Here is a 23,476-nt window from a genome sequence, read left to right as displayed (position 1 = left end):
ACGGCATAATGTGAGTGTGACCCGGTTATCATGGCGGGCGTGTGTGCCAAAATGGTGCGTATCCGTGGGAGGAAGCGATGAACCTTGAGAGCAAATGGTTGGAAGACTTCAGCGCCCTGGCGGCGACCCGCAGCTTTTCCCAGGCGGCGGAACGGCGCTTTGTCACCCAGCCGGCGTTCAGCCGACGCATTCGCAGCCTTGAAGCGGCGTTGGGCCTGACGTTGGTCAACCGCTCGCGCACGCCGGTTGAACTGACGGCGGCGGGGCAGCTGTTCCTGGTGACCGCGCGCACCGTGGTCGAGCAGTTGGGTGAAGTACTGCGCCATTTGCATCACTTGGAAGGCGGGCAGGGCGAAGTCATGCAAGTGGCGGCGGCTCACTCCCTGGCGCTGGGCTTCTTCCCACGTTGGATCGCGCAACTGCGCAACGAAGGTTTGAACATCGCCACACGGTTGGTCGCCACCAACGTCGGTGACGCCGTGCACGCCCTGCGCGAAGGCGGCTGTGACCTGATGCTGGCGTTCTACGATCCGGACGCGGCCATGCAGATGGATTCCGAGATCTTCCCGTCATTGCACCTGGGCAACACCGAAATGCTCCCGGTGTGCGCCGCCGATGCCGATGGCAAGCCGTTGTTCGACTTGGAAGGCGAGGGCAGCGTGCCGTTGCTGGCCTACAGCGCCGGCGCGTTCCTCGGCCGTTCGGTGCACCTGCTGTTGCGCCAGCGGGCGCTGCGCTTTACCACCGTGTACGAAACCGCCATGGCCGATAGCCTCAAGAGCATGGCCCTGGAAGGCTTGGGCATTGCCTGGGTGCCACAGTTGAGCGTGCGTGCCGAACTGGCCCGAGGTGAGCTGGTGGTGTGCGGCGGCCCGCAATGGCATGTGCCGCTGGAAATCCGCCTGTATCGCTGCGCGTTGGTGCGCAAGGCGAATGTGCGGTTGTTGTGGCGCAAGCTTGAGGGTGGTGCGGCCAGCCCGGCAAGCTGATCTCCCGCTATTCGAATTGGCTGAGGTAGGTGCGAATGTTGTCTCTGTTTTTGTTGCTGAATCGATAGGCATTGCCCTTCAGGAACGAGAAAGTGCCACGTCCTTTCATCAGGGTTTCGTGCCACCAACCATTGAAAATGTTATCGCCGTCCTCGTGTACCGCGCCCAGCATGTGGCCGACTTCATGGGCCGCGACTCGGTAGGACGTCGTCGCGGCGATGCCGAAATTTCCACGCAAATTGGCTATGCCGGCGACGGTGCTGTTGATGTTGTCTCGGGTCAGCAACAGGTACAGATCGAGCGGTGTAGGGGTGATCGAGTGGTTTTCCAGGTGCTGGAGGATGCTATGTTTCCAGGCAAATATTCTGTCTTGATGATCTCCTGTGTAATTGAAGTTGATCAAAGACACTGGGCCGTTTTCCCGGTGAAAGCTAGTTAGGACTTTCCGGCCGGATATTTCTTCCAGCTCTGCTTCGAGCCACGAAAAGTAATCGTCATGCAGGGACGGCAGCCGGGTGTCGCCGTGCAAGTCACGATGAATGAAAACGTTCAGGTTGATGGGGTTGGGCGCAGTAGGCGCGGGAAGGGCGGTTGGCTTGGGCGGCAGGCTTCTTTCGAACGCGGTTGTGGCTGGGGTCGCATGGTCGCGGAACGTGGTTTCAAGTGTCATCAATGACCTGAGGTCCGAGGCTGTGTCGATGTGATGGTTTGCCCAGTTGGCTTCCCGGAAATGTCGAGGGTGTGCCCATGCCCAGGCATGGCGGATATTCCGGCGTTGCTGGTTGATCAACGCCAGGATCACATCACTGTAAAAATGCGAGCCGGACACGACGGGGGACAGGTCAACGTGATCATCATGTAGCCCCTGTTTTGTCAGTGTTTCCACGCGTTGGAGCTGGTTGCGATCAATGCAGGGCAGCAGTCGGTGAAGGGTGGCCGGGCTCAACTCGGCGATCAGATGGGCCTTGAGTAGCGCAGGGGAGTGAAATTCCTGCAGCTTGAGCCCAGGTATGTAGAGGACGCAGGGGTTTTTACCCGGCGCGGGGTTCGCGGTGGCGCGAGTAATCAGGAAGGCGCCGGACAGGGGGATGTGCGCCTGGTACTCCTCGTCCTGAAGCGCGATCCGGTAGAGGTGGCAACCGGAAATATGGCCGGGTGACGCGAGGAGGGTGATCAGCGCCACGCTCTCAAGGCTCAGCGAGCCGTCCGCCAGCCGAAGTGACGCCGCACATTGGAGTTGGGCCGCGAAGGCGCGGGCGACATACGCCTGGTGGGTCATTTCGCTGTAGGCGTGCCGGGTTTGCCAGAAGTCGGCGAGATCACTCAGGTAGAACTCGATGCCCTGGAGGTTCTTCAAGGTTATCTTCAACAACGTCTGACAGTCGGGCGGCAGTGCCTTCATGGCGCCTGCTGCAAAGGTGTAGAACTCCGCCGAGGTGGCGTCGTAGCTGGAGGGCAATGTGTTGAACAGGACGAGGTTGTTGAGGAGCTCGTGTAAGGTTTGTTGCGGTGTAGAAGCCGATGACGGGCTGGTATAGAAGATCGCGTCCAGTTCGGGCGCCGGCAGGAAGGGTTCGAGTACTTGTGTCAGCAGCTTCAGTGCGCTGACTGGGCGGGTGGGCATATTGCCGAGGGTGTAGATGACGTTTTTGTTCAGTGCCTTCAGCAGTGCGACCGTTTCGGGTGGCGTCAGGCTGAGGATGTCGTGGGGAGCCGGCAGGCTGCTGTAATAGTCAACCGATGTGTTCATGGGGGCAGTACTTGTCGTTAGGGATATGTGCTCACAGTAAGGCTGGCCTCTTGAATTGCCTGTCAGTGCCATAGTCAAACGCAGTAGTGGCATTCGACGTCGAAGGCATGAAGTTTCGGCTTTCCTGCAGGCGGCAGCGAATTGACCTGAAAGTCAGTAAAGCTGCCGCTTGCGCGCATAAGACAGATGGTCACCCGAGGGGCTGTTTATCTGCGTTATTACGGTATACTGCGCGGCCTTCGGCCGGTCCAACCGGCCTTAATTCGTACAACAAGCCACGCCGGATTTCCCGCGTGGCTTGTTGTTTTTTGACGCGCCTGTGGGCGCCCAGAGAGAAGAGGCACGACGATGAGTGCATTGGTTGGCGTGATCATGGGCTCCAAGTCCGATTGGTCCACCCTTAGCCACACCGCCGATATGCTGGAAAAACTCGGCATTCCGTATGAAGTGAAAGTGGTCTCTGCCCACCGCACCCCGGATTTGCTGTTCCAGTATGCCGATGAAGCAGAATCCCGTGGCATCGAGGTGATCATCGCCGGTGCCGGTGGTGCAGCGCACCTGCCAGGCATGTGTGCGGCCAAGACCCACCTGCCGGTGCTCGGTGTGCCGGTGCAGTCGTCGATGCTCTCGGGCGTGGATTCGCTGTTGTCCATCGTGCAGATGCCGGCCGGTATTCCGGTGGCGACCCTGGCGATCGGCAAGGCCGGCGCGATCAACGCAGCCTTGCTGTCCGCCAGCATCCTGGGCGCCAAGCACCCGCAGTTCCACGCGGTGCTGAAAAAATTCCGTGCTGAGCAGACAGACAGCGTCCTGGATAATCCAGACCCACGCATTGCCTGAGGTTGTTGACGATGAAAATCGGTGTAATCGGTGGTGGCCAGTTGGGCCGCATGCTGGCCCTGGCGGGAACTCCGCTGGGGATGAACTTCGCGTTCCTGGACCCGGCGCCGGATGCTTGCGCGGCTGCGTTGGGTGAACATCTGCGGGCTGACTACAGCGACCCGGACCACCTGCGCCAACTGGCTGATGAAGTCGACCTGGTCACTTTCGAGTTCGAAAGCGTCCCGGCCGAAACCGTGGCCTTCCTCTCGCAGTTCGTGCCGGTGTACCCGAGCGCCGAAGCGCTGCGCATCGCTCGCGACCGCTGGTTCGAGAAAAGCATGTTCAAGGACCTGGGCATTCCGACCCCGGCCTTCGCCGATATCCAGTCCCAGGCGGACCTGGACGCCGCCGTCGCCAGCATCGGCCTGCCGGCCGTGCTGAAAACCCGCACCCTGGGTTACGACGGTAAGGGCCAGAAAGTCCTGCGTACTGCCGCCGATGTGGTCGGCACGTTCGCCGAGCTGGGCAGCGTCGCCTGCTTGCTGGAAGGCTTTGTGCCGTTCACCGGCGAAGTTTCGCTGATTGCCGTGCGCGCCCGTGATGGCGAAACCCGCTTCTACCCGTTGGTGCACAACACCCACGACAGCGGCATCCTCAAGCTGTCCGTGGCCAGCACTGACCACCCGTTGCAGGCGCTGGCTCAAGACTATTCCAGCCGGGTGCTCAAGCAACTGGATTACGTCGGCGTGATGGCGTTCGAGTTCTTTGAAGTCGACGGTGGCCTCAAGGCCAACGAAATCGCCCCGCGCGTACACAACTCCGGGCACTGGACCACCGAAGGCGCCGAGTGCAGCCAGTTCGAAAACCACCTGCGGGCGGTAGCCGGCTTGCCGCTGGGCTCCACGGCCAAGGTCGGCGAGAGCGCCATGCTCAACTTCATCGGCGTGGTCCCGCCGGTGGAAAAAGTCATCGCTATCGATGACTGCCACCTGCATCACTACGGCAAGGCCTTCAAGGCCGGGCGCAAGGTTGGCCACGCCAATCTGCGCTGCAAGGACCGTGCGACGCTGGAAGCGCAGATCCTCAAGGTTGAAGCGCTGATCGCCGAGTAATAAGCCTGGGATCGGTGGGAACCATTCGGTGACTGCCACCTCTGATTGCAGGATGCCAAAGCCTGACTAGGCTTTGGCATGACGCACACTCAATCAGAGGGAAATGCCATGGGTATTATCGGAACCATCTTTATCGGCCTGATCGTCGGTCTGCTTGCGCGTTTCCTCAAGCCAGGCGACGACAGCATGGGCTGGATCATGACCATCCTGCTGGGTATCGCAGGTTCGCTGGTCGCCACCTACGGTGGCCAGGCCCTGGGCATCTACCAGGCGGGTCAAGGCGCAGGTTTCTTCGGCGCGCTGATCGGCGCCATTGTGCTGCTGGTGATCTACGGCTTGCTGAAAAAGAAGTGATTTAAGCTTTGAGCCCTCTGCGCTTCGCAAGCGCAGAGGGCTAGAATGCTCGGCTTCCGTATTTGTCGAGCCTCTCCATGCGCCGTCTTCTGTTGACTCTCCTCTTACTGGGCTCTGGCCTGGCACACGCTGGCGAACTGCCGGAAACCGATTGGCTCGAGCTGATGCCGCTTTCGGACCAGAAAGCCCTCGAAGCCATGCCCGAGATCGACCACAACTCCCCCGAAGCCCAAGGCACGTTCACCGACAAAGGTGGCTTGAAGCAAAGCAAAGGCTTGCCCGCGGTGATGTACTCCACCAAGACCGTGGCCGCCATGAACGGCAAGAACATCCGCATCGGCGGCTACCCGGTGCCCTTGGAAACCGACGCGAAGGGTCGCAGTACGCTGTTCTTCCTGGTGCCGTACCCAGGCGCTTGCATCCACGTGCCGCCACCGCCGCCTAACCAGTTGGTGCTGGTGCGCTACCCGAAGGGGTTGAAGCTGGATGATATCTACACGCCGCTGTGGGTCACGGGCACGCTGAAGGTGGAGAAGGTCAACAACGACCTGGCCGATGCGGCCTACGCGCTGGATGCGGGGAAGGTGAGGGCGGTCAAAGAGTCGGACCTCTAAGGCGCAACGCATGACCACTGTGGGAGCGGGTTTGCTCGCTCCCACATTTTTATTGGGTTTACAGGGCGATACCGATGATGCTCACGCCTAAGGTGTGGCTTTCACCGGGTGCCAACGCAATCACATCGTCCAGCACGTTCGCCGTCTCGATGCACAGCATGCCCTGCCAGCCATCGTCGGCCATGTCGTCGAAGGCTTTGGCGCGTTCGGTCCAGGGGTTCCAGATCACGGTCGACTTCGAGCCTTGGCTGGTGAGTTGGATGCGGCGCTGCCAGTCTTTATCGACAATATTCAACTGCGCGGGCGTATCGAGGTAGATACGGTCGGTCTCGGCGGTGAAGTGCAACAGTCCGGCTTGTTGCTTGTGGTTCCAACCGTCGGCGGTATCGATATACGTTAACCCGTCCAGGCCTTCGACCTGCACGTTGCGCACATCGCTCACGGCAAAGTAGGTGTGCAGCGCTTGGCTGAGGGTCACGGTGTCGGTGCCACGGTTATAGCTGGTCAGGCGGATATGCAGTTGCTCGTCCAGCAGCAGGCTCAGTTTCAGGCCGACCTGATGGGGCCAGCCTGGGAAGCCGCCCGCAGGTACCGGTAGCACCAGGTCCACACGCAGAGCTTCGCCTTCGAGTTCACTTGCAGCCAGCTCCCAGCGCGCCGTGCGCACAAAACCATGGGCGCCGGCGGGTTGCTCACTCTGACGCATCGCCTTCACGCTTTGCGGGTTGCGGTCGAATACACCAAACCACGGCCAGCAGATCGGTACGCCGGTACGAATGCCTTTGCCCTGCTTGAACACCGCCTCAGGGTTAGGCCAGATCAGCGGCTGTTCGCCCTGGCGCTGGTAACTGAAGATATGCGCGCCCTGCTGGGCCACCATCAGCTCGGCGCCGTTATGGCGAATGCGCCAGCAGTCCAGCTCGTCCAGTTTCACGGTTTCAACGTGGGGCGTAGGCATACAAACACTCTCAATGGCAGGCAATGGGGCAGTTGACCGTCAAAACCCGGTGAGGTTTAACGGGCGCGTGATGGCACTGAACGTGTGCGGCCACTGCCATCGATGGCGACGAATACAAACACCGCCTCGGTAACCTTGCGCCATTCGCTGGACAGCGGGTCGTCGCTCCATACTTCGACCATCATCTGGATCGAGCTGCGGCCGATTTCCAGGGCCTGGGTATAAAAGGACAGTTGAGCACCCACCGCTACCGGCACCAGGAACGCCATGCGATCAATGGCCACGGTGGCAACACGCCCGCCTGCGACCTTGCTGGCCATTGCGGTACCGGCCAGGTCCATCTGCGAGACCAGCCAGCCGCCGAAGATATCGCCGAAACCGTTGGTTTCACGCGGAAGCGCGGTGATTTGCAGGGCGAGATCGCCTTGCGGGATAGGATCTTCTTGTTCGAGTTCGATCATGCCGAGGGTGCCTCTGACCCGTGACGCTTCATGGGTATTTCAAGTGGATAGCCGTCTTTTAGAAAAACGTTTCAGCACCAACATACACCGCTCAATGCGTTTCTCGTAAGGCGTACTAAAGGGAAACTCTGCCAAATCGGCTGGGTGGCACCCAACGGCGTTTTGGCACAGCAGCCCCTCAAGACTGCGGGTTTGGCGCTTGCAGGGGCCGAGTATATCGAGACCCTGGCGCCGCGACGACCTCCCGGCGCTCATTTGGTCGGCAAATCGCAGCTGTAATGCGGCTTTTTCCGGCAACTGTGCTTCTGATTGCAGCAAATAAGCGTGAACCGGGATTAGTTTGCCCGTTGGTGCTGTTAATGGCTCAGCGCTGTGCTTTTCCAAGCGATTTGCTATCTTGCCAAACCCGTCTTCACCACGGGCTTGCCGTTCTGACTAATAAGAGAAGCCTTGCCATGTCCTCCGTGCCTGCAAGCAGTGCGCAACCTTCGCGCCCGCTGACCCGCAACGACTACAAAACCCTGTCGCTGTCTGCCTTGGGCGGGGCGCTGGAATTCTACGATTTCATTATTTTCGTGTTTTTCGCCACCGTGGTCGGAAAACTGTTCTTCCCCGCCGACATGCCTGAATGGCTGCGCATGATGCAGACGTTCGGTATCTTCGCCGCCGGCTACCTGGCACGCCCATTGGGCGGCATCATCATGGCGCACTTCGGCGACCTGCTGGGTCGCAAGAAAATGTTCACCTTGAGCATCTTCATGATGGCCGTGCCGACCCTGATCATGGGTCTGCTGCCGACGTACGCGCAGATCGGTCTGTGGGCGCCGATCCTGTTGCTGCTGATGCGCGTCATCCAGGGCGCAGCGATTGGCGGTGAAGTGCCGGGCGCCTGGGTGTTCGTTTCCGAGCACGTACCGCCACGCCACATTGGCTACGCCTGCGGCACCCTGACCAGTGGGCTTACTGCCGGCATCTTGCTGGGTTCATTGGTAGCCACCGCCATCAACACCGCTTATAGCCCTGAGCAGGTCTCGGATTACGCTTGGCGTATCCCGTTCCTGCTCGGCGGCGTGTTCGGCCTGCTCTCGGTGTACCTGCGCCGCTGGTTGCATGAAACGCCGATCTTCGCCGAGATGCAGCAGCGCAAGACTCTGGCCGCCGAACTGCCGTTGCGCGCGGTATTGCGCGACCACCGTGGCGCCATCGTGTTGTCGATGCTGCTGACCTGGCTGCTCTCGGCCGGAGTTGTCGTGGTTATCCTGATGACCCCGACGGTGCTGCAGACCGTTTACCACTTCAGCCCGACCGTTTCGCTGCAAGCCAACAGCCTGGCTATCGTCACCCTGAGCCTGGGCTGCATCGCCTCCGGTGCCCTGGCCGATCGCTTCGGCGCGGGTCGCGTGCTGGTCAGCGGTTGTCTGTTGTTGTTGGCGACGTCGTGGACGCTGTACCACAGCCTCATCGACCATCCGAACTGGCTCTTCCCGCTGTACACCCTGACCGGCCTGTTTGTCGGTGTGATCGGCGTGGTGCCTTACGTGATGGTGAAAGCTTTCCCACCGGTAGTGCGTTTCAGCGGGTTGTCGTTTTCCTACAACGTTGCCTATGCGGTGTTTGGTGGTTTGACGCCGCTGGCGGTGTCGCTGCTGATGAAAGAAAGCCCGATGGGCCCTGCTTACTATGTCGCCGTGCTGTGTGTGATGGGGATGCTGGTGGGCGGGTATCTGTGGAAACGCGGACGCTAAGTGATCGTTCCCACGCTCTGCGTGGGAATGCCGCCTGGGGCGCTCCGCGCCCCGACCCCACGCAGGAGCGTGGGAACGATCTCGGCCAGGCGTGTAGGATCGGTCATAGATTACAGAGTGTTTCTGAAACTTCGCTTCAACCGCTTCAACCTCCTCGCAAGCCCCGGATTTATTGATCTTTCTCCTTCCTGTCAGGTTTTTCACAAATACTGGCCTTTCATCTAATTGTCATATTCCAGACATAGAGTGTTCACACGGCCTACCGATACTTGGCCCCGATCCAACTATCCCTATCTGCTAGGAGCAAGGCATGAAACTGAAACGTTTGATGGCGGCAATGACTTTTGTCGCTGCTGGCGTTGCGACCGCCAACGCGGTGGCCGCTGGTGTTGATCCGGCAATCCCGGCTTACGTTAAGACCACTGGTGTGTCGGGCAACCTGTCCAGCGTCGGTTCCGATACCCTGGCTAACCTGATGACCCTGTGGGCTGAGGGTTACAAAAAGGAATACCCGAACGTCAACATCCAGATTCAAGCCGCTGGCTCCGCCACCGCGCCACCTGCGCTGACTGAAGGCACCTCCAACCTGGGCCCGATGAGCCGCAAGATGAAGGACACCGAACTGGCTGCCTTCGAGCAGAAGTACGGCTACAAGCCAACCGCTATCCCGGTTGCTGTGGATGCCTTGGCTGTCTTCGTACACAAGGACAACCCGATCCAGCACCTGACCATGGAACAAGTCGACGCGATCTTCTCCTCGACTCGTCTGTGTGGCGCTAAAGCCGACGTGAAAACCTGGGGCGACCTGGGCGTGACCGGCGACCTGGCCAACAAGCCAGTTCAGCTGTTCGGTCGTAACTCGGTATCCGGCACCTACGGCTACTTCAAAGAAGAAGCCCTGTGCAAAGGCGACTACAAGCCAAACGTGAACGAACAACCAGGCTCGGCTTCGGTCGTGCAGTCAATCAGCTCCTCGCTGAACGGCATCGGTTACTCGGGCATCGGCTACAAGACTGCAAGCGTGAAGACTGTGGCCCTGGCCAAGAAAGGCAGCACTGACTTCATCGAAGACAGCGAAGAAAACGCCCTGAACGGCAAATACCCGCTGTCGCGTTTCCTCTACGTGTACGTCAACAAAGCTCCGAACAAGCCTCTGGCCCCGCTGGAAGCTGAGTTCGTGAAACTGGTTCTGTCCAAGCAGGGCCAGGAAGTGGTCGTAAAAGACGGCTACATCCCACTGCCAGCCAAAGTTGCCGCCAAGGCCCTGGCTGACCTGGGTTTGAAAGAAGGCGGCAAGTAAGCCTTCGGTAAAGCTGCCTTGAACCGGGTTTACGCCACGGTTCAAGGCCCAGGCGGGGTCTGTAAGACCTGGACCTCGCCTCCTAATTTTTAGTCCGCTGCCAGCTCTGCTCCGCGGCGGATTTCTTGCGTCACTGCATTGTCATCTTTCTGTCATACAGGATCGCTAGGGTGTGCGCATGAATGATCTGGCCAATTCCACCATGACGACGACTTCTCCCCCCAAGCGTATTGATTTCAATACGCCTGAGCTGCAACGCAAGCGCCGCATTCGCGCGCTCAAAGATCGCCTGACCCGTTGGTACGTGTTGATCGGCGGCCTCGCCGTCCTCGGCGCCATCACCCTGATCTTCTTCTTCCTCGCCTATGTCGTTGCGCCCTTGTTTCAAGGTGCTTCGCTGACCAAGGAAGAGGCTTTGACGCCTGCGTGGATCCAGGACGCCGGCAAGCCGTTGATGATCTCCCTCGAAGAACAGAACCAAGTCGCCATGCGGGTTTCCGACAAGGGCCAGGCACTGTTCTTTAATGTGGACACCGGTGCTGAGCTCAAGCGTGTTGACCTGCCGCTACCCGCTGGCGCAAGCGTTGCATCTATCGGTGAAGATCAGCCGGGCAGCCCGTTGGTGATCCTCGGCTTGTCCAATGGCCAGTCCCTGGTGTTCCGCCACACTTATAAGGTGTCCTACCCGGACGGCAAGAAAACCATTACCCCTGCGATTGAATACCCTTACGGTGAAACGCCGATCGTCCTCGACGAGCAGGGTCGCCCGCTGGAGCACGTCGCGCTCAACGCCACCGACTCGTCGCTGGTGGTGGCAGGTTCCGCTGGCTCGTACTTGAACGTGCTGGCCCTGAGCCGCGAAGAAAACATGATGACCGGCGAAGTCACCAGCGAGCAGAAGCGTATCGAGCTGCCGCAAATGACTGAGCCGGTGAAGGCGATCTTCATCGACCCACGCCAGCAATGGCTGTATGTGATCAACGGCCGTGCTTTGGCCGATGTATTCAGCCTGCGCGACAAGAGCCTCAACGGTCGCTACAAACTGCTGGAAGATGGCAGCGCCGAAATCACAGCCAGCACCCAGCTGGTGGGCGGTATCTCGCTGATCGTCGGTAACTCCAAGGGTGGCCTGGCCCAGTGGTTCATGGCCCGTGACCCGGATGGCGAGCAGCGTCTGAAACAGATCCGTACTTTCCAGATGGGCACCGCGCCGATCGTCGAAATTACCGCTGAAGAACGTCGGAAAGGCTTCACCGCCCTCGATGCTTCCGGCAAGTTTGGCGTGTTCCACAGCACCGCCCACCGCACCTTGCTGGTAGACCCGGTAGTCGACGGCCAAGGCGTGTTCGGCATGTCACCACGGGCCAACCGTGTGATCGTCGAAGCCGGCGGCAAGCTGCAACCGCTGTTGCTGGATAACCCGCACCCGGAAGTCTCGTGGAGCGCGTTGTGGAGCAAGGTCTGGTACGAAAACTACGACGAACCTAAGTACGTCTGGCAATCGACCGCGGCCAACACCGACTTCGAACCTAAAATGAGCCTGGCACCGCTGACTTTCGGTACGCTGAAAGCCGCGTTCTACGCCATGCTGTTGGCCGCACCACTGGCCGTTGCCGCCGCGATCTACACCGCTTACTTCATGGCCCCGAGCCTGCGCCGCAAGGTCAAGCCGGTGATCGAACTGATGGAAGCAATGCCGACGGTGATCCTCGGCTTCTTCGCCGGCCTGTTCCTGGCGCCGTATGTCGAAGGGCATCTACCAGGGATTTTCAGCCTGTTGATGCTGTTACCGATTGGCATCCTGGTCGCCGGTTTTGTGTTCAGCCGCTTGCCTGAGTCGATCCGCCTGCGTGTTCCCGATGGTTGGGAAAGCGCGATCCTGATCCCGGTCATTCTGTTTGTGGGCTGGCTCTCGCTGTACATGAGCCCATATCTGGAAACCTGGTTCTTCGGCGGCGACATGCGCATGTGGATCTCCCACGACCTGGGGATTACCTACGACCAGCGCAACGCACTGGTGGTTGGCCTGGCTATGGGTTTCGCGGTGATCCCGAACATCTACTCCATCGCCGAAGACGCCGTGTTCAGCGTGCCGCGAGGCCTGACCCTGGGCTCCCTGGCCCTGGGTGCCACGCCGTGGCAGACCATGACACGTGTGGTGATCCTGACCGCCAGCCCGGGCATCTTCTCGGCGCTGATGATCGGCATGGGCCGCGCCGTCGGCGAGACCATGATCGTGTTGATGGCCACCGGTAACACCCCGGTGATGGAGATGAACCTGTTCGAAGGCCTGCGAACGCTCGCGGCCAACGTCGCAGTGGAGATGCCGGAGTCGGAAGTGGGCGGTAGTCACTACCGCGTGCTGTTCCTCTCGGCGCTGGTGCTGCTGCTGTTCACCTTCATCATGAACACCCTCGCCGAGCTGATTCGTCAGCGTCTGCGCAAGAAATACTCGTCGCTTTAAGAAAGGTAGAAGTCTGTGAAACAGAACTCCCTGAATGGATGGTTCAAGAGCGGCGCCCCCGGCGTCTGGATCAGCGGTGGCGCGGTGTCCATCGCCGTCATCATGACCATTGGTTTGCTGGCTGTGATTGCGGTGCGTGGTTTGGGCCACTTCTGGCCGGCCGACCTGATCCAGGCCAACTACAACGTACCGGGCCAGGAAAACCATATCGTCATCGGCGAAGTGGTGCAGAAAGAAGAAGTGCCACGCGAGCGCCTGAAAAGCGCTGGCCTGCCCGTGCCGGACCAAGGCCCGGAATTCATGACCCGCGAGCTGATCAAGGTCGGCAACCGGGACTTGAACGGCAACGACTTCACCTGGATCGTCGGCGAGTGGTTGAAAGACCAGACCAAGCCGGTGGAGCTGATGGCCATCGAGCGTCGCGAGTGGGGCAATTTTTACGGCACCCTGGTCAACGTCAAGCAGGATGGCAAGGTCATTGCCGAAGGCGAAGCGGCGTGGCCGGAGCTGCAAGCCCGTGTCGACCGCGTGAACAAGCTGGCTGCCCAGCTCAAGAGCCTGGAAAAAACCGATATCGGCGCGATCAACTCCGGACTGGAGCGCATCCGCCTGCACGGTCGCAAGCTGGAGCTGGAAGGCAAGCTTGACGCCACCGCCCAGGCAGATATGGAAAGTGACCGCGTCGCGCTGAACAACCGCTACAAGGACATCGAAGCGCGCCTGGCTGACCTGCACACGCAGTTCAATCGTGACAGCCTGACCGCTCGCGACGCCAACGGCAAAGAACTGGAAATCGGCATCGGCAAAGTGGTGCACGCCTACCAGCCGAACGCCATGGGCTACATGACCAAGGTCGGCTTCTACTTCAGCAAGGTCTGGGAATTCCTCAGCGATGACCCACGGGAAGCGAACACCGAAGGCGGGATTTTCCCGGCCATCTTCGGCACCGTGATGATGACCCTGATCATGGCGATGATCGTGACCCCGTTCGGCGTGCTGGCGGCGGTGTACCTGCGTGAATACGCCAAGCAGAACACCCTGACCCGGGTGATCCGCATCGCGGTAAACAACCTGGCGGGTGTACCGGCCATTGTCTACGGCGTGTTTGGCCTGGGCTTCTTCGTGTATGTGCTGGGTGGTTCGGTCGACCGTTTGTTCTTCGCCGAAGCCCTGCCGGCACCGACCTTCGGTACCCCGGGCCTGTTGTGGGCCTCGCTGACCCTGGCGCTGCTGGCAGTGCCGGTGGTGATCGTGGCCACCGAAGAAGGCTTGGCGCGGATCCCTCGCACCGTCCGCGAAGGCTCCCTGGCACTCGGCGCGACCAAGGCGGAAACGCTGTGGAAGATTGTGCTGCCGATGGCCAGCCCGGCGATGATGACCGGCATGATTCTCGCCGTGGCCCGTGCCGCTGGTGAAGTGGCGCCGCTGATGCTGGTAGGTGTAGTGAAACTGGCGCCGTCGCTGCCACTGGACGGTAACTACCCGTACCTGCACCTGGACCAGAAGATCATGCACCTGGGCTTCCATATTTATGACGTCGGCTTCCAGAGTCCTAACGTTGAAGCCGCACGACCGTTGGTGTACGCCACTGCGCTGTTGCTGGTGCTGGTGATCGCCACGCTTAACTTGTCGGCGGTGTGGATTCGTAACCACCTGCGTGAGAAATACAAAGCGCTGGACAGTTAAGTGGGCCTGCGCCAGACACAGAATTTGAGTAAGCCGCCTCCGGCGGTTCAACGAAACGAATTGGTAGCACAGGGAGCATCCCATGCAACATGAAACCCACACCCACGGCATCAACATGTCTGCCCTGGGTCGCGACAAGCAGAGCCTGAGCCTGGCCCAGGAAACCGTGGCCATCGAAGTGCCGAGCCTGAGCCTGTACTACGGTGAAAAGCAGGCGCTGTTCGACGTCAGCATGAACATCCCCAAACAGCGCGTGACCGCCTTTATCGGCCCGTCCGGCTGCGGTAAGTCCACGCTGCTGCGTACGTTCAACCGCATGAACGACCTGGTCGATGGTTGCCGCGTAGACGGCGCGATCAACCTCTACGGCACCAACATCTACCGTAAGGGCGAAGACGTGGCCGAGCTGCGTCGCCGTGTGGGCATGGTGTTCCAGAAGCCGAACCCGTTCCCCAAGACCATCTACGAAAACGTGGTCTACGGCCTGCGCATCCAGGGCATCAACAAGAAACGCATCCTCGATGAAGCGGTTGAGTGGGCGCTTAAAGGCGCGGCGCTGTGGGACGAAGTGAAAGACCGCCTGCACGAATCGGCACTCGGCCTGTCCGGCGGCCAGCAACAGCGTCTGGTGATCGCCCGTACCATCGCCGTGGAGCCGGAAGTGCTTCTGCTCGATGAACCGTGCTCGGCACTCGACCCGATCTCGACGCTGAAAGTCGAAGAGCTGATCTACGAACTGAAATCCAAGTTCACCATCGTCATCGTGACCCACAACATGCAACAGGCGGCACGGGTTTCCGACTACACCGCGTTCATGTACATGGGCAAACTGGTGGAATTCGGCGACACCGATACCCTGTTCACCAACCCGGCCAAGAAGCAGACCGAAGACTACATCACCGGTCGTTACGGCTAGTACGCGGTGGTTCTGATTGCACTGAATGCTGCGCTCTGCGCACCTTACCGGACGCTCCAAGGACACCCACATGATTAGCAAAGAAGGCCTTACCCATCACATCTCCGCGCAGTTCAACGCCGAGCTTGAGGAGGTGCGCAGCCACCTCCTGGCAATGGGTGGGCTGGTGGAGAAGCAAGTTAACGACGCAGTCACCGCGCTGATCGAGGCCGACTCGGGCCTGGCCCAGCAAGTGCGTGAGATCGATGACCAGATCAACCAGATGGAACGCAACATCGACGAAGAATGCCTGCGCATTCTTGCCCGTCGCCAGCCGGCCGCCTCCGACCTGCGTTTGATCATCAGCATCTCCAAGTCAGTGATCGACCTGGAGCGCATCGGCGACGAAGCCACCAAGATCGCCCGCCGCGCCATCCAGTTGTGCGAGGAAGGCGAGGCACCACGTGGCTACGTGGAAGTGCGTCATATCGGTGACCAGGTGCGCAACATGGTCCGTGATGCGCTGGACGCGTTTGCCCGTTTCGACGCCGAACTGGCGTTGTCGGTAGCTCAGTACGACAAAATCATCGACCGCGAATACAAAACCGCGCTGCGCGAGCTGGCCACCTACATGATGGAAGACCCGCGCTCTATCTCGCGGGTCTTGAACATTATCTGGGTGCTGCGCTCCCTGGAGCGTATCGGCGACCACGCGCGCAATATTTCGGAACTGGTGATCTACCTGGTTCGCGGTACCGACGTGCGGCACATGGGCCTCAAGCGCATGAAGGCCGAAGTTGAAGGCACAGCCGACCTAATCCCTAATGTTCCGGGCGAATCTGACGATAAGTAAGGTTGCCCGAGAAATTAACGCCCGGCCTTTGGCCGGGCGTTTTCGTTTGTGGCCTCTGAATTTTTGCGCAGCAGGAGCAATAAAGTCCCGCTGTGACTACCAAGTTTTGGCAAAATGCCATCAGTCAGGCGTCTTGCGTGCCGTTTATAGGATGAAGGGTCGATGAGTAAAGTCAGTGTGTTGGTGGTGGATGACGCCTCGTTTATCCGCGACCTGGTGAAGAAGTGCCTGCGCAACTACTTCCCCGGGATCAAGATTGAAGACGCGGTGAACGGCAAAAAGGCCCAGGCCATCCTGATGCGCGAGACGTTCGACTTGGTGCTGTGCGACTGGGAAATGCCTGAGATGTCCGGCCTTGAACTGCTGACCTGGTGCCGTGAGCAAGCCCATCTCAAGGCCATGCCGTTCGTGATGGTGACCAGCCGTGGCGACAAGGAAAACGTGGTTCAGGCGATCCAGGCCGGTGTTTCCGGCTACGTCAGCAAGCCGTTCACCAACGAGCAGTTGCTGAACAAGGTTAAGCAGGCCCTGCACAAGATCGGTCGCCTCGACGCGCTGATCGCCAGCGCGCCGACCAAGATGAATTCGGCCTTCGGCAATGATTCCCTGAGCGCCCTCACCGGTGGCAAGCCTGAAGCGGTGCGTTCGGCCCCCGCTGCGGCGGTTGCCCCCGCGCCAAGCAAAGGCCTGCTCAACAGCCCGCCGGTGCAGGCACCTGCAGCGGCACCGGCTGGCGGTCGTGGCCAAGGCCAGCTGCGCTTGTCCAGCGGCAACCAGCAATGTGTGATCAAGGCGCTGAGCATCAAGGAAGCGCTGCTGGTGGTGCGTCGCGGTGAAGTCCTGCCTCAGGTACTGGAAAGCGCGGTGCTGGACCTTGAGCAAGGCGACAACGCCGAAGTTGCCCGCCTCAATGGCTACCTGCACGCGATCGTCGCCTACGAGCCCAAGCCTGACAGCGACTGGCTGCAACTGACCTTCCGGTTTATCGACCAGGATGCGCAAAAGCTCGACTACATCTCCCGCCTGATCGCGCGCGGTACGGCGCAGAAGCACTTTGTGCCGGGCGCGTAACGCTGAGACTCAACGCAGTACCTGTGGCGAGGGGACAAGCCCCCTCGCCACGACAAGCCCTCCGACCACAAGGTCGTATTACTCTGAGTTGTCATCAACGCCTGCTAGCCTGCCGTTCAGTCATCCCGGCAGGTTCACGCCATGTTCATGCGTTTGTTGCTGTGCTGCGGGTTGGCCACGGTTACTACTTCAACCTTGGCCATGACCCTCTACAAATCCACCGATGCCAATGGCGTGGTGTTTTTCAGTGACCGGCAAACCCCGGGTGCCCAAGCGTTCGTCATCCAGGAGCGCAAGATCAAGCGACCGGTGCTTGAAAGGCCCCAACCCCTTTACCCACAGCAAGCCTATCGCTATCCCTTTCCCTGGCGCGGCGGCCCGTTTCGCCTGACCCAAGGCCCCAATGGCAGCTTCAGCCACACCGACGCCAAGAGTCGCTACGCCATGGATATCGCCATGCCCGAAGGCACGCCGATTATTGCGGCGCGTAGCGGTGTGGTCGTGAAAACCGAAAATGAGCAGTCCGGGCGTGGCGGCGATGCGTCAGGGAATTTTGTGCGGGTGCGCCACGATGACGGCACACAGGGTGTGTACCTGCACCTCAAGCAAGGGTCGGTCGGTGTCAGGGTTGGGCAGCGTGTGGCGGTGGGCAGCCCACTGGCGCTGTCGGGCAATACCGGCAACAGCAGCGGGCCGCATCTGCACTTTGTGGTGCAGCGCGCGACCGAGGCGGGGCTGGTGTCGATCCCGTATGAGTTCAACCAGCCGGTAGGCACATTGCCCAACTTTGCGTTGGGCAATTGAGGCGTTAATCCAGCAGCAGGACCTTGGCCAACACGATCTTCGGCCCTTTCATCTTCTTGATGATGATCCGCAGGCCTTCCACTTCCAGCACTTCTTCCTCTGCCGGCACCCGCTTGAGGGTGTCGTAGATCAGGCCCGCCAGGGTTTCGGCTTCGATGTGGTCCAGGTCGACACCCAGCAGGCGTTCCACCTTGAACAGCGGTGTGTCACCGCGTACCAGCAGTTTGCCCGGCTGGTAGGCCAGGATGCCGCGCTCGGCCTTGCGGTGTTCGTCCTGGATATCGCCGACCAGCACTTCCAGCACGTCTTCCATGGTCAGGTAGCCGATGATCTTGCCGTCGGCTTCTTCCACCAAGGCGAAGTGCGCGCCGCCTTTGCGGAACTGCTCCAGCAACTGCGACAACGGCATATGCCGCGACACGCGCTCCAGCGGACGGGTCAGCTCGGCCAGGTTGAACGATTCGGGGATGTGGTCCAGGGCCGCCAGTTCCAACAGCAGATCCTTGATGTGCAGCAGGCCGACGAACTCGTTGCGCACGGCGTCATACACCGGGTAACGGCTGAATTGGTGGCGGCGGAACAGCGCGAGGATTTCCTTGAGCGGGGCGTTGAAGTCCAGGGTCACCAGGTCTTCCCGGGAGTTGGCCCAGTCCACCACTTCCAGCTCGCCCATTTCCACGGCGGAAGCCAGTACGCGCATGCCTTGGTCACTTGGGTCCTGGCCACGGCTGGAGTGCAGGATCAGCTTGAGTTCTTCGCGGCTGTAATGGTGTTCATGGTGCGGGCCAGGCTCGCCTTGGCCGGCGATGCGCAGGATCGTGTTGGCGCTGGCGTTGAGCAGGTAGATCGCCGGGTACATGGCCCAGTAGAACAGGTACAGCGGCACCGCCGTCCACAGCGACAGTAACTCGGGTTTACGGATGGCCCAGGACTTGGGCGCCAGCTCACCAACCACGATGTGCAGATAGGAGATCACGAAGAAGGCGGCAAAGAACGACACGCCCTTGATCACTTCCGGCGATTGCACGCCCACGGCGCCCAGCATCGGCTCAAGGATATGCGCAAAAGCCGGCTCACCGACCCAGCCCAGGCCCAGAGAGGCGAGGGTGATACCCAGCTGGCAGGCAGACAGGTAGGCGTCGAGCTGGCTGTGCACGGTGCGCAGGATCTGCCCGCGCCAACCGTTCTTGTGGGCGATGGACTCGACCCGGGTGGCGCGCAGTTTGACCATGGCAAACTCCGCCGCAACGAAAAAGCCGTTGAGCAGTACCAGGATCAGTGCAAAAAGAATCATGCCGAAGTCGGCGAAGAGTGTAGCGAGGGTAATACCAGGGGAAGGGTCCATGATGGGGTTTTGCAGGTTCCGTGTGTTCAATAAGGGGTGACAGGTGGGCCTGAAAGGCAGGCGCAAGTCGGCCAATGTAGCGGCTGACGGGTCGCTTGCCTAGTGTCGGTTGCCGGGCGGCGCGCTAGGCGTCCTGGTCGACCACCCGCGAACGGGTCACCTGCGTCGGTGGGAAATGGCAGGTAAAGGTGCTGCCATGGCCCAGCACGCTGCTGATCTCCAGCCGTGCACGGTGGCGCAGCAACACGTGTTTGACGATGGCCAGGCCGAGCCCGGTGCCGCCGGTGTTGGAGTTGCGACTGGAGTCGACGCGGTAGAAGCGTTCGGTCAGGCGCGGCAGGTGCTTGGCGTCGATACCGATGCCGGAGTCCTGCACGCTCAGGTGCGCGCCGTGTTCGTCGGCCCACCAGCGAATGCGGATATTGCCCTTGTCCTGGGTGTACTTCACCGCGTTGAACACCAGGTTGGAAAACGCACTGCGTAATTCGCCCTCACTGCCTTTGAGCAGTACCGCCGCGTCGGCTTCCAGAGTGATCTGCTGCCCGCGCTGGCCGGAGAGGGCCTGGGCATCGTTCTTGATGGTCTGCAACAGGCTTTGTACGGTCACTGGGTGATTGTCCGACGGGTAATCGGTCGCCTCCAGCTTGGCCAGCAATAGCAGATCGTTGAGCAGGGTCTGCATGCGTGAGCCTTGCTGCTGCATTTGTTGCAGGGCGCGGCTCCAGCGCGGGTTGATCTCGTCGACGTTGTCCAACAGCGTCTCCAGGTAGCCGCAGATCACCGTCAACGGCGTGCGCAACTCATGGGAGACGTTGGCCACGAAGTCTTTGCGCATCTGTTCCAACTGGTGGATGCGGGTCACGTCGCGCACCAGCATCAAGTGTTCGTTGTTGCCGTAGCGCGTCAGGTACAGCTGGATGCGCACGCGGTCGTTGGTGGGCGAGGGGATTTCCAGGGCTTCTTCGTAGTTCTCCTGCTCGAAGTACTCCTTGAAGCGCGGATGGCGCACCAGGTTGGTCACCGGCTGGCCACTGTCCTGAGGCGTTTTGAGGCCCAGCAGGGTCTCGGCGGCGCGGTTCCACCATTCCAGGTTGCCATCACTGTCGAGCATGATCACCGCGTCTTTGAGCGCGGCGGTGGACTCCTGCACCCGGTCGATCACCGCTTGCAGGCGCCCGCGTACTCGTTGGTCGCGGCGTTGCAGGTGGTAGATGCTGTCGAACACCTCGCCCCACAGGCCGTAGCCGTCGGGTGGTGCTTCGTCGGGTTTGTGCTGGCGCAGCCATTCATGCAAGCGCAGCAGTTGTTTGAGCGTCCAGCCCAGGTAAAGGCCGATACCGACGGCCAGACTCCAGCCGTAATAGCCACTGATCAGGCCGACCAGCAGGCAGCCGGTGATCAACAGCAGCATGTGACGGATCAGGGTGCCATGCCAGTTCTGGTTCACTTAAACATGCGTCCTTGTCAGCTGTTAAGGAAAGGGAAGGGCTGGCTCAGCCTTTGGTGGAAAACCGGTAGCCGGTGCCGCGCACGGTTTGTACCAGATTCTCGTAGGCATCGCCCAAGGCTTTGCGCAGGCGACGGATATGCACGTCCACAGTGCGCTCTTCCACATACACGTTGCCGCCCCACACCTGGTCCAGCAACTGGCCGCGGGTATAGGCGCGTTCCTGGTGGGTCATGAAAAACTGCAGCAGGCGGTATTCGGTCGGGCCCATTTCGGCCGGTTTACCGTCGATGGTCACGCGGTGGCTGATCGGGTCCAGGATCAGGCCATCGACTTCGATCGGCGCTTCGCCATCGGTAGGGCCGGCGCGGCGCAGTACGGCTTTCAGGCGCGCGACCAGTTCCCGCGGGGAAAACGGCTTGGTGATGTAGTCATCGGCGCCGACTTCCAGGCCTTGGATCTTGTTGTCCTCTTCGCCCTTGGCGGTGAGCATGATGATCGGGATATCCCCGGTCAGCTCATCACGCTTGAGGCGCCGAGCCAGTTCGATGCCGGAGGTGCCGGGCAGCATCCAGTCCAGCAGGATCAGGTCCGGCTTGCGGTCGACGATAATGGCATGGGCCTGCTGGGAGTTCTCCGCCTCCAGGCAGTCATAGCCGGCCATTTCCAACGCAACGGCGATCATTTCGCGAATGGGCGCTTCGTCGTCAACGATCAGAATGCTCCTGCCAACCATGCTAAATCCTCTTGTCATTTAACTGTCTTGCGCCGCATTAGATAACGGAATTATTGCAGTCGTGTGACAGTAATTTAGTCGCTCAGGCAATTGGCGCCTCTCTGGACTACGCTTTGGGTCCGAATCCTGACAACCACAAAAGGAAGGTTCCCATGACACACAGTACTTTTTCCTGGAAAGCCCTGCTGGTCACGGCCGCGTTAACGCTGCCGACACTGGCATTTGCGGCGGACCCTGCGATGACTAAAGACGGGATGTTGGTGGATCACAATGGCATGACGCTCTACACCTTTGCCAAGGATGCCGGTGGCAAGTCCATGTGCAACGACAAGTGCGCTACCAACTGGCCACCGCTGAGCGCTGCCTCCACTGACAAACCCATGGGTAAGTGGACCGTGATCACTCGCGACGACGAAAAGAGCCAATGGGCCTATGACGGTAAGCCGCTCTACACCTTCGTCATGGACAAGAAGGCGGGTGACATGACCGGTGAGGGCAAAATGGACGGGGCCTGGAAGGTCGCCAAGCCTTAATTAAACCCGGGTAAATGGTGAGGGGCCTGGCCCCTCATCGAAAACCGTAGTCCGCCACAATCCCGACAAAAATCGCCAACCCCGCCCAGTGGTTATGCAAAAACGCTTTGAAGCATTTCAGCCGATCCCTGTCCCGGGTGTACCAGAACTCCCAGGCGAAACACCCGGCCGCCGCGAGCAGCCCAAGGTGGAACCAGCCCCCCAGCTCAAACCGCATGCCCGCCAGCAGCAGGCAAACCAGTGCCAAGCCTTGCAGGGTCAGAATGATTGCTCGGTCGGCGTCGCCAAATAGAATGGCGGTGGATTTCACGCCGATCTTCAAGTCGTCATCGCGGTCGGTCATCGCGTAATACGTGTCGTAGGCCACCGTCCACAGCAGATTCGCGATGTACAGCAGCCACGCCGTGGCAGGCAGGTGGCCGGTTTCGGCGGTGAACGCCATCGGCATGCCCCACGAAAAAGCCGCCCCCAATACCACTTGTGGGTAATAGGTGTAGCGCTTCATGAACGGGTAGCTGACCGCCAGTGCCAGGCCGCCCAAAGACAGCCAGATCGTCATGGAGTTGGTCAGCAGTACCAACAGGAAGCTGATCAACATCAGTACCGCAAAGAACACCAAGGCCTCTTTGGAGCTGATCTTGCCGCTGGCCAAAGGGCGTTGCGCGGTGCGCTTCACATGGCCGTCGACCTTGCGGTCGGCCCAGTCATTAATGACGCAACCGGCGGCACGGGTCAGCGTGACGCCCAGGACGAAAATCACAATGTTAGCCAGGGATGGCGAGCCTTTGCCGGCAATCCACAGCGCCCAGAGCGTTGGCCATAGCAACAGGTAGATGCCGATCGGCTTGTCCATGCGGGTCAACTGAATGAAATCCCAGGCCCTGGGGTTCAGGCGGTTCAAGGATTTGAGCAGACGTTGATACATCAGCAGTTCTCCGGATGGTCATGGAGTGCGTGCCAAAAGCTCGGCAAGAAAATTTCCGCTACCAGCACGCTCAGCAAGCCGCGATCAAAGCGCGAGCGACGCGCCCACAGCCCGTCGAGTTGATCGACGGTTGGCAACCATTGCCGTGGGTAGTGACACACTTCGATCGCCTGGCGGGTGAACGCGTGATCGCAAAACAGAAGCTCGCCCAGTGAGCGGCTGCCCAACTCGTCCATGTGCAAGCCGTCGCCTTGCAAGGCACTGCGCGCGGCTACGCTGCGGGCGAACACCCACGGCTGGCCATGCCCGCGTAAATACACCTCGCGCACCCAACCGACAGTGGCCGGGGCCATGCCCAGTGCCGTGCACTCATCATCGCGCAACGGCTGCCAGCCTTCGAACAGTGGCGTCACGCTGAAGCCGTCGTCTGACAGCCACGTCAGCCGCCGCGTCAGCGAGCCTTCGTTGAACAGCCAATTGAGGGCCAAGGGCGCAGGCAATGGGCTCAGAAGGCTCTGGGTCAGCCATTGGCAAGCATCGGGAAGGGCGGTTGAATGCGGCACGGTGAGTCAGTATTGGCAGCAAAAGAGGCGGCGAGCTTACCATGGCGTC

General features: G+C 60.3%; 22 protein-coding genes. 14 read left to right on the top strand and 8 right to left on the bottom strand.

Annotation, left to right across the window (positions count from 1 at the left end; genetic code table 11):
- Positions 1-77: 77 nt before the first annotated feature.
- The gene (locus tag BFL40_RS18030) at positions 78-989 is read left to right on the top strand and encodes a LysR substrate-binding domain-containing protein (protein WP_071485243.1); all 912 of its coding nucleotides are present in this window, start codon (positions 78-80) and stop codon (positions 987-989) included.
- A 7-nt stretch (positions 990-996) separates the two neighbouring features.
- Here the strand turns inward: BFL40_RS18030 and BFL40_RS33125 are convergent, their stop codons facing one another.
- Positions 997-2,739 carry a zinc metalloprotease gene (locus BFL40_RS33125; protein WP_083374573.1) on the bottom strand — a complete coding sequence of 581 codons (1,743 nt, stop codon included), beginning with the start codon at positions 2,737-2,739 and terminating at the stop codon, positions 997-999.
- 348 nt (positions 2,740-3,087) lie between these two features.
- Between BFL40_RS33125 and purE the strand changes: the two genes are divergently transcribed.
- The 4 genes from purE (at position 3,088) to BFL40_RS18005 (ending at position 5,641) form a co-directional block, all read left to right on the top strand.
- Positions 3,088-3,579 carry a 5-(carboxyamino)imidazole ribonucleotide mutase gene (purE, locus tag BFL40_RS18020; protein WP_003195648.1) on the top strand — a complete coding sequence of 164 codons (492 nt, stop codon included), beginning with the start codon at positions 3,088-3,090 and terminating at the stop codon, positions 3,577-3,579.
- Between the two features lie 11 nt (positions 3,580-3,590).
- Positions 3,591-4,673: a 5-(carboxyamino)imidazole ribonucleotide synthase gene (locus BFL40_RS18015; RefSeq protein WP_071485242.1), complete on the top strand. Its 1,083-nt coding sequence runs from the start codon at positions 3,591-3,593 to the stop codon at positions 4,671-4,673.
- A 108-nt stretch (positions 4,674-4,781) separates the two neighbouring features.
- Positions 4,782-5,027 carry a GlsB/YeaQ/YmgE family stress response membrane protein gene (locus BFL40_RS18010; RefSeq protein ID WP_071485241.1) on the top strand — a complete coding sequence of 82 codons (246 nt, stop codon included), beginning with the start codon at positions 4,782-4,784 and terminating at the stop codon, positions 5,025-5,027.
- Positions 5,028-5,104: 77 nt separating this feature from the next.
- Complete coding sequence (locus tag BFL40_RS18005; protein WP_071485240.1) at positions 5,105-5,641, top strand: DUF3299 domain-containing protein; 537 nt, start codon at positions 5,105-5,107, stop codon at positions 5,639-5,641.
- Between the two features lie 58 nt (positions 5,642-5,699).
- Here the strand turns inward: BFL40_RS18005 and BFL40_RS18000 are convergent, their stop codons facing one another.
- Positions 5,700-6,599, bottom strand: coding sequence for a D-hexose-6-phosphate mutarotase (locus tag BFL40_RS18000; RefSeq protein ID WP_071485239.1), 900 nt, complete (start codon positions 6,597-6,599; stop codon positions 5,700-5,702).
- 56 nt (positions 6,600-6,655) lie between these two features.
- Positions 6,656-7,060 (bottom strand): acyl-CoA thioesterase, encoded by a 405-nt coding sequence (locus BFL40_RS17995; protein WP_010566936.1) that lies wholly within the window; start codon positions 7,058-7,060, stop codon positions 6,656-6,658.
- 455 nt (positions 7,061-7,515) lie between these two features.
- On the opposite strand from BFL40_RS17995, the gene BFL40_RS17990 reads away from it, so the two are divergent.
- The 8 genes from BFL40_RS17990 (at position 7,516) to BFL40_RS17955 (ending at position 17,878) form a co-directional block, all read left to right on the top strand.
- Positions 7,516-8,805, top strand: coding sequence for an MFS transporter (locus BFL40_RS17990; RefSeq protein ID WP_071485238.1), 1,290 nt, complete (start codon positions 7,516-7,518; stop codon positions 8,803-8,805).
- A gap of 310 nt (positions 8,806-9,115) precedes the next feature.
- A complete protein-coding gene (locus tag BFL40_RS17985) occupies positions 9,116-10,105 on the top strand; it encodes a phosphate ABC transporter substrate-binding protein PstS (RefSeq protein WP_003213401.1) in 990 nt (329 codons plus the stop codon).
- A 430-nt stretch (positions 10,106-10,535) separates the two neighbouring features.
- Positions 10,536-12,569 carry an ABC transporter permease subunit gene (locus tag BFL40_RS17980; protein ID WP_174555602.1) on the top strand — a complete coding sequence of 678 codons (2,034 nt, stop codon included), beginning with the start codon at positions 10,536-10,538 and terminating at the stop codon, positions 12,567-12,569.
- 15 nt (positions 12,570-12,584) lie between these two features.
- The gene (gene pstA / locus BFL40_RS17975; protein ID WP_071485236.1) at positions 12,585-14,255 is read left to right on the top strand and encodes a phosphate ABC transporter permease PstA; all 1,671 of its coding nucleotides are present in this window, start codon (positions 12,585-12,587) and stop codon (positions 14,253-14,255) included.
- Positions 14,256-14,337: 82 nt separating this feature from the next.
- Positions 14,338-15,171 carry a phosphate ABC transporter ATP-binding protein PstB gene (gene pstB, locus BFL40_RS17970; RefSeq protein ID WP_071485235.1) on the top strand — a complete coding sequence of 278 codons (834 nt, stop codon included), beginning with the start codon at positions 14,338-14,340 and terminating at the stop codon, positions 15,169-15,171.
- 70 nt (positions 15,172-15,241) lie between these two features.
- Positions 15,242-16,003, top strand: coding sequence for a phosphate signaling complex protein PhoU (gene phoU, locus BFL40_RS17965; RefSeq protein ID WP_071485234.1), 762 nt, complete (start codon positions 15,242-15,244; stop codon positions 16,001-16,003).
- A 162-nt stretch (positions 16,004-16,165) separates the two neighbouring features.
- Entirely contained in the window at positions 16,166-17,074 is a 909-nt protein-coding gene (locus BFL40_RS17960) for a response regulator (RefSeq protein ID WP_071485233.1), read from the top strand.
- Positions 17,075-17,215: 141 nt separating this feature from the next.
- Positions 17,216-17,878, top strand: coding sequence for a peptidoglycan DD-metalloendopeptidase family protein (locus tag BFL40_RS17955; protein ID WP_071485232.1), 663 nt, complete (start codon positions 17,216-17,218; stop codon positions 17,876-17,878).
- Between the two features lie 4 nt (positions 17,879-17,882).
- Here the strand turns inward: BFL40_RS17955 and BFL40_RS17950 are convergent, their stop codons facing one another.
- The 3 genes from BFL40_RS17950 to phoB all read right to left on the bottom strand — a co-directional run bounded on the left by BFL40_RS17950 (position 17,883) and on the right by phoB (position 21,406).
- Positions 17,883-19,223 (bottom strand): hemolysin family protein, encoded by a 1,341-nt coding sequence (locus BFL40_RS17950; RefSeq protein ID WP_071485231.1) that lies wholly within the window; start codon positions 19,221-19,223, stop codon positions 17,883-17,885.
- A gap of 124 nt (positions 19,224-19,347) precedes the next feature.
- Entirely contained in the window at positions 19,348-20,634 is a 1,287-nt protein-coding gene (phoR, locus tag BFL40_RS17945) for a phosphate regulon sensor histidine kinase PhoR (protein ID WP_218176563.1), read from the bottom strand.
- Positions 20,635-20,716: 82 nt separating this feature from the next.
- Entirely contained in the window at positions 20,717-21,406 is a 690-nt protein-coding gene (gene phoB, locus BFL40_RS17940; RefSeq protein ID WP_003195617.1) for a phosphate regulon transcriptional regulator PhoB, read from the bottom strand.
- Between the two features lie 152 nt (positions 21,407-21,558).
- Between phoB and BFL40_RS17935 the strand changes: the two genes are divergently transcribed.
- The gene (locus tag BFL40_RS17935; protein WP_071485229.1) at positions 21,559-21,939 is read left to right on the top strand and encodes a COG4315 family predicted lipoprotein; all 381 of its coding nucleotides are present in this window, start codon (positions 21,559-21,561) and stop codon (positions 21,937-21,939) included.
- 34 nt (positions 21,940-21,973) lie between these two features.
- On the opposite strand, the gene ubiA is transcribed toward BFL40_RS17935, so the two are convergent.
- Both ubiA and BFL40_RS17925 read right to left on the bottom strand, forming a co-directional pair.
- Positions 21,974-22,864, bottom strand: a complete 891-nt coding sequence (gene ubiA, locus BFL40_RS17930) for a 4-hydroxybenzoate octaprenyltransferase (protein ID WP_071485228.1) — start codon at positions 22,862-22,864, stop codon at positions 21,974-21,976.
- The gene (locus BFL40_RS17925) at positions 22,864-23,427 is read right to left on the bottom strand and encodes a chorismate--pyruvate lyase family protein (RefSeq protein WP_071485227.1); all 564 of its coding nucleotides are present in this window, start codon (positions 23,425-23,427) and stop codon (positions 22,864-22,866) included. The genes ubiA and BFL40_RS17925 overlap by 1 nt, the downstream gene beginning before the upstream one ends.
- Positions 23,428-23,476 lie beyond the last annotated feature (49 nt).

It is taken from the genome of Pseudomonas costantinii, from assembly GCF_001870435.1.
GTDB classification, from domain to species: Bacteria; Pseudomonadota; Gammaproteobacteria; order Pseudomonadales; family Pseudomonadaceae; genus Aquipseudomonas; species Aquipseudomonas costantinii.
The sequence above is the reverse complement of the archived record's forward strand: the minus strand, read 5'-3'. Positions and strand labels throughout refer to the sequence as shown.

Excerpts from the sequence above, each read along its gene's own strand:
- phoU (WP_071485234.1), top strand. The coding sequence starts at position 15,242 with ATGATTAGCAAAGAAGGCCTTACCCATCACATCTCCGCGCAGTTCAAC.
- BFL40_RS33125 (WP_083374573.1), bottom strand. The coding sequence starts at position 2,739 with ATGAACACATCGGTTGACTATTACAGCAGCCTGCCGGCTCCCCACGAC.
- BFL40_RS17935 (WP_071485229.1), top strand. The coding sequence starts at position 21,559 with ATGACACACAGTACTTTTTCCTGGAAAGCCCTGCTGGTCACGGCCGCG.
- BFL40_RS18015 (WP_071485242.1), top strand. The coding sequence starts at position 3,591 with ATGAAAATCGGTGTAATCGGTGGTGGCCAGTTGGGCCGCATGCTGGCC.
- phoR (WP_218176563.1), bottom strand. The coding sequence starts at position 20,634 with ATGCTGCTGTTGATCACCGGCTGCCTGCTGGTCGGCCTGATCAGTGGC.
- BFL40_RS17995 (WP_010566936.1), bottom strand. The coding sequence starts at position 7,060 with ATGATCGAACTCGAACAAGAAGATCCTATCCCGCAAGGCGATCTCGCC.
- BFL40_RS17955 (WP_071485232.1), top strand. The coding sequence starts at position 17,216 with ATGTTCATGCGTTTGTTGCTGTGCTGCGGGTTGGCCACGGTTACTACT.
- phoB (WP_003195617.1), bottom strand. The coding sequence starts at position 21,406 with ATGGTTGGCAGGAGCATTCTGATCGTTGACGACGAAGCGCCCATTCGC.
- pstB (WP_071485235.1), top strand. The coding sequence starts at position 14,338 with ATGCAACATGAAACCCACACCCACGGCATCAACATGTCTGCCCTGGGT.
- BFL40_RS17985 (WP_003213401.1), top strand. The coding sequence starts at position 9,116 with ATGAAACTGAAACGTTTGATGGCGGCAATGACTTTTGTCGCTGCTGGC.
- BFL40_RS18030 (WP_071485243.1), top strand. The coding sequence starts at position 78 with ATGAACCTTGAGAGCAAATGGTTGGAAGACTTCAGCGCCCTGGCGGCG.
- BFL40_RS18010 (WP_071485241.1), top strand. The coding sequence starts at position 4,782 with ATGGGTATTATCGGAACCATCTTTATCGGCCTGATCGTCGGTCTGCTT.
- ubiA (WP_071485228.1), bottom strand. The coding sequence starts at position 22,864 with ATGTATCAACGTCTGCTCAAATCCTTGAACCGCCTGAACCCCAGGGCC.
- BFL40_RS17990 (WP_071485238.1), top strand. The coding sequence starts at position 7,516 with ATGTCCTCCGTGCCTGCAAGCAGTGCGCAACCTTCGCGCCCGCTGACC.
- BFL40_RS18000 (WP_071485239.1), bottom strand. The coding sequence starts at position 6,599 with ATGCCTACGCCCCACGTTGAAACCGTGAAACTGGACGAGCTGGACTGC.
- purE (WP_003195648.1), top strand. The coding sequence starts at position 3,088 with ATGAGTGCATTGGTTGGCGTGATCATGGGCTCCAAGTCCGATTGGTCC.
- BFL40_RS17950 (WP_071485231.1), bottom strand. The coding sequence starts at position 19,223 with ATGGACCCTTCCCCTGGTATTACCCTCGCTACACTCTTCGCCGACTTC.
- BFL40_RS17960 (WP_071485233.1), top strand. The coding sequence starts at position 16,166 with ATGAGTAAAGTCAGTGTGTTGGTGGTGGATGACGCCTCGTTTATCCGC.
- BFL40_RS18005 (WP_071485240.1), top strand. The coding sequence starts at position 5,105 with ATGCGCCGTCTTCTGTTGACTCTCCTCTTACTGGGCTCTGGCCTGGCA.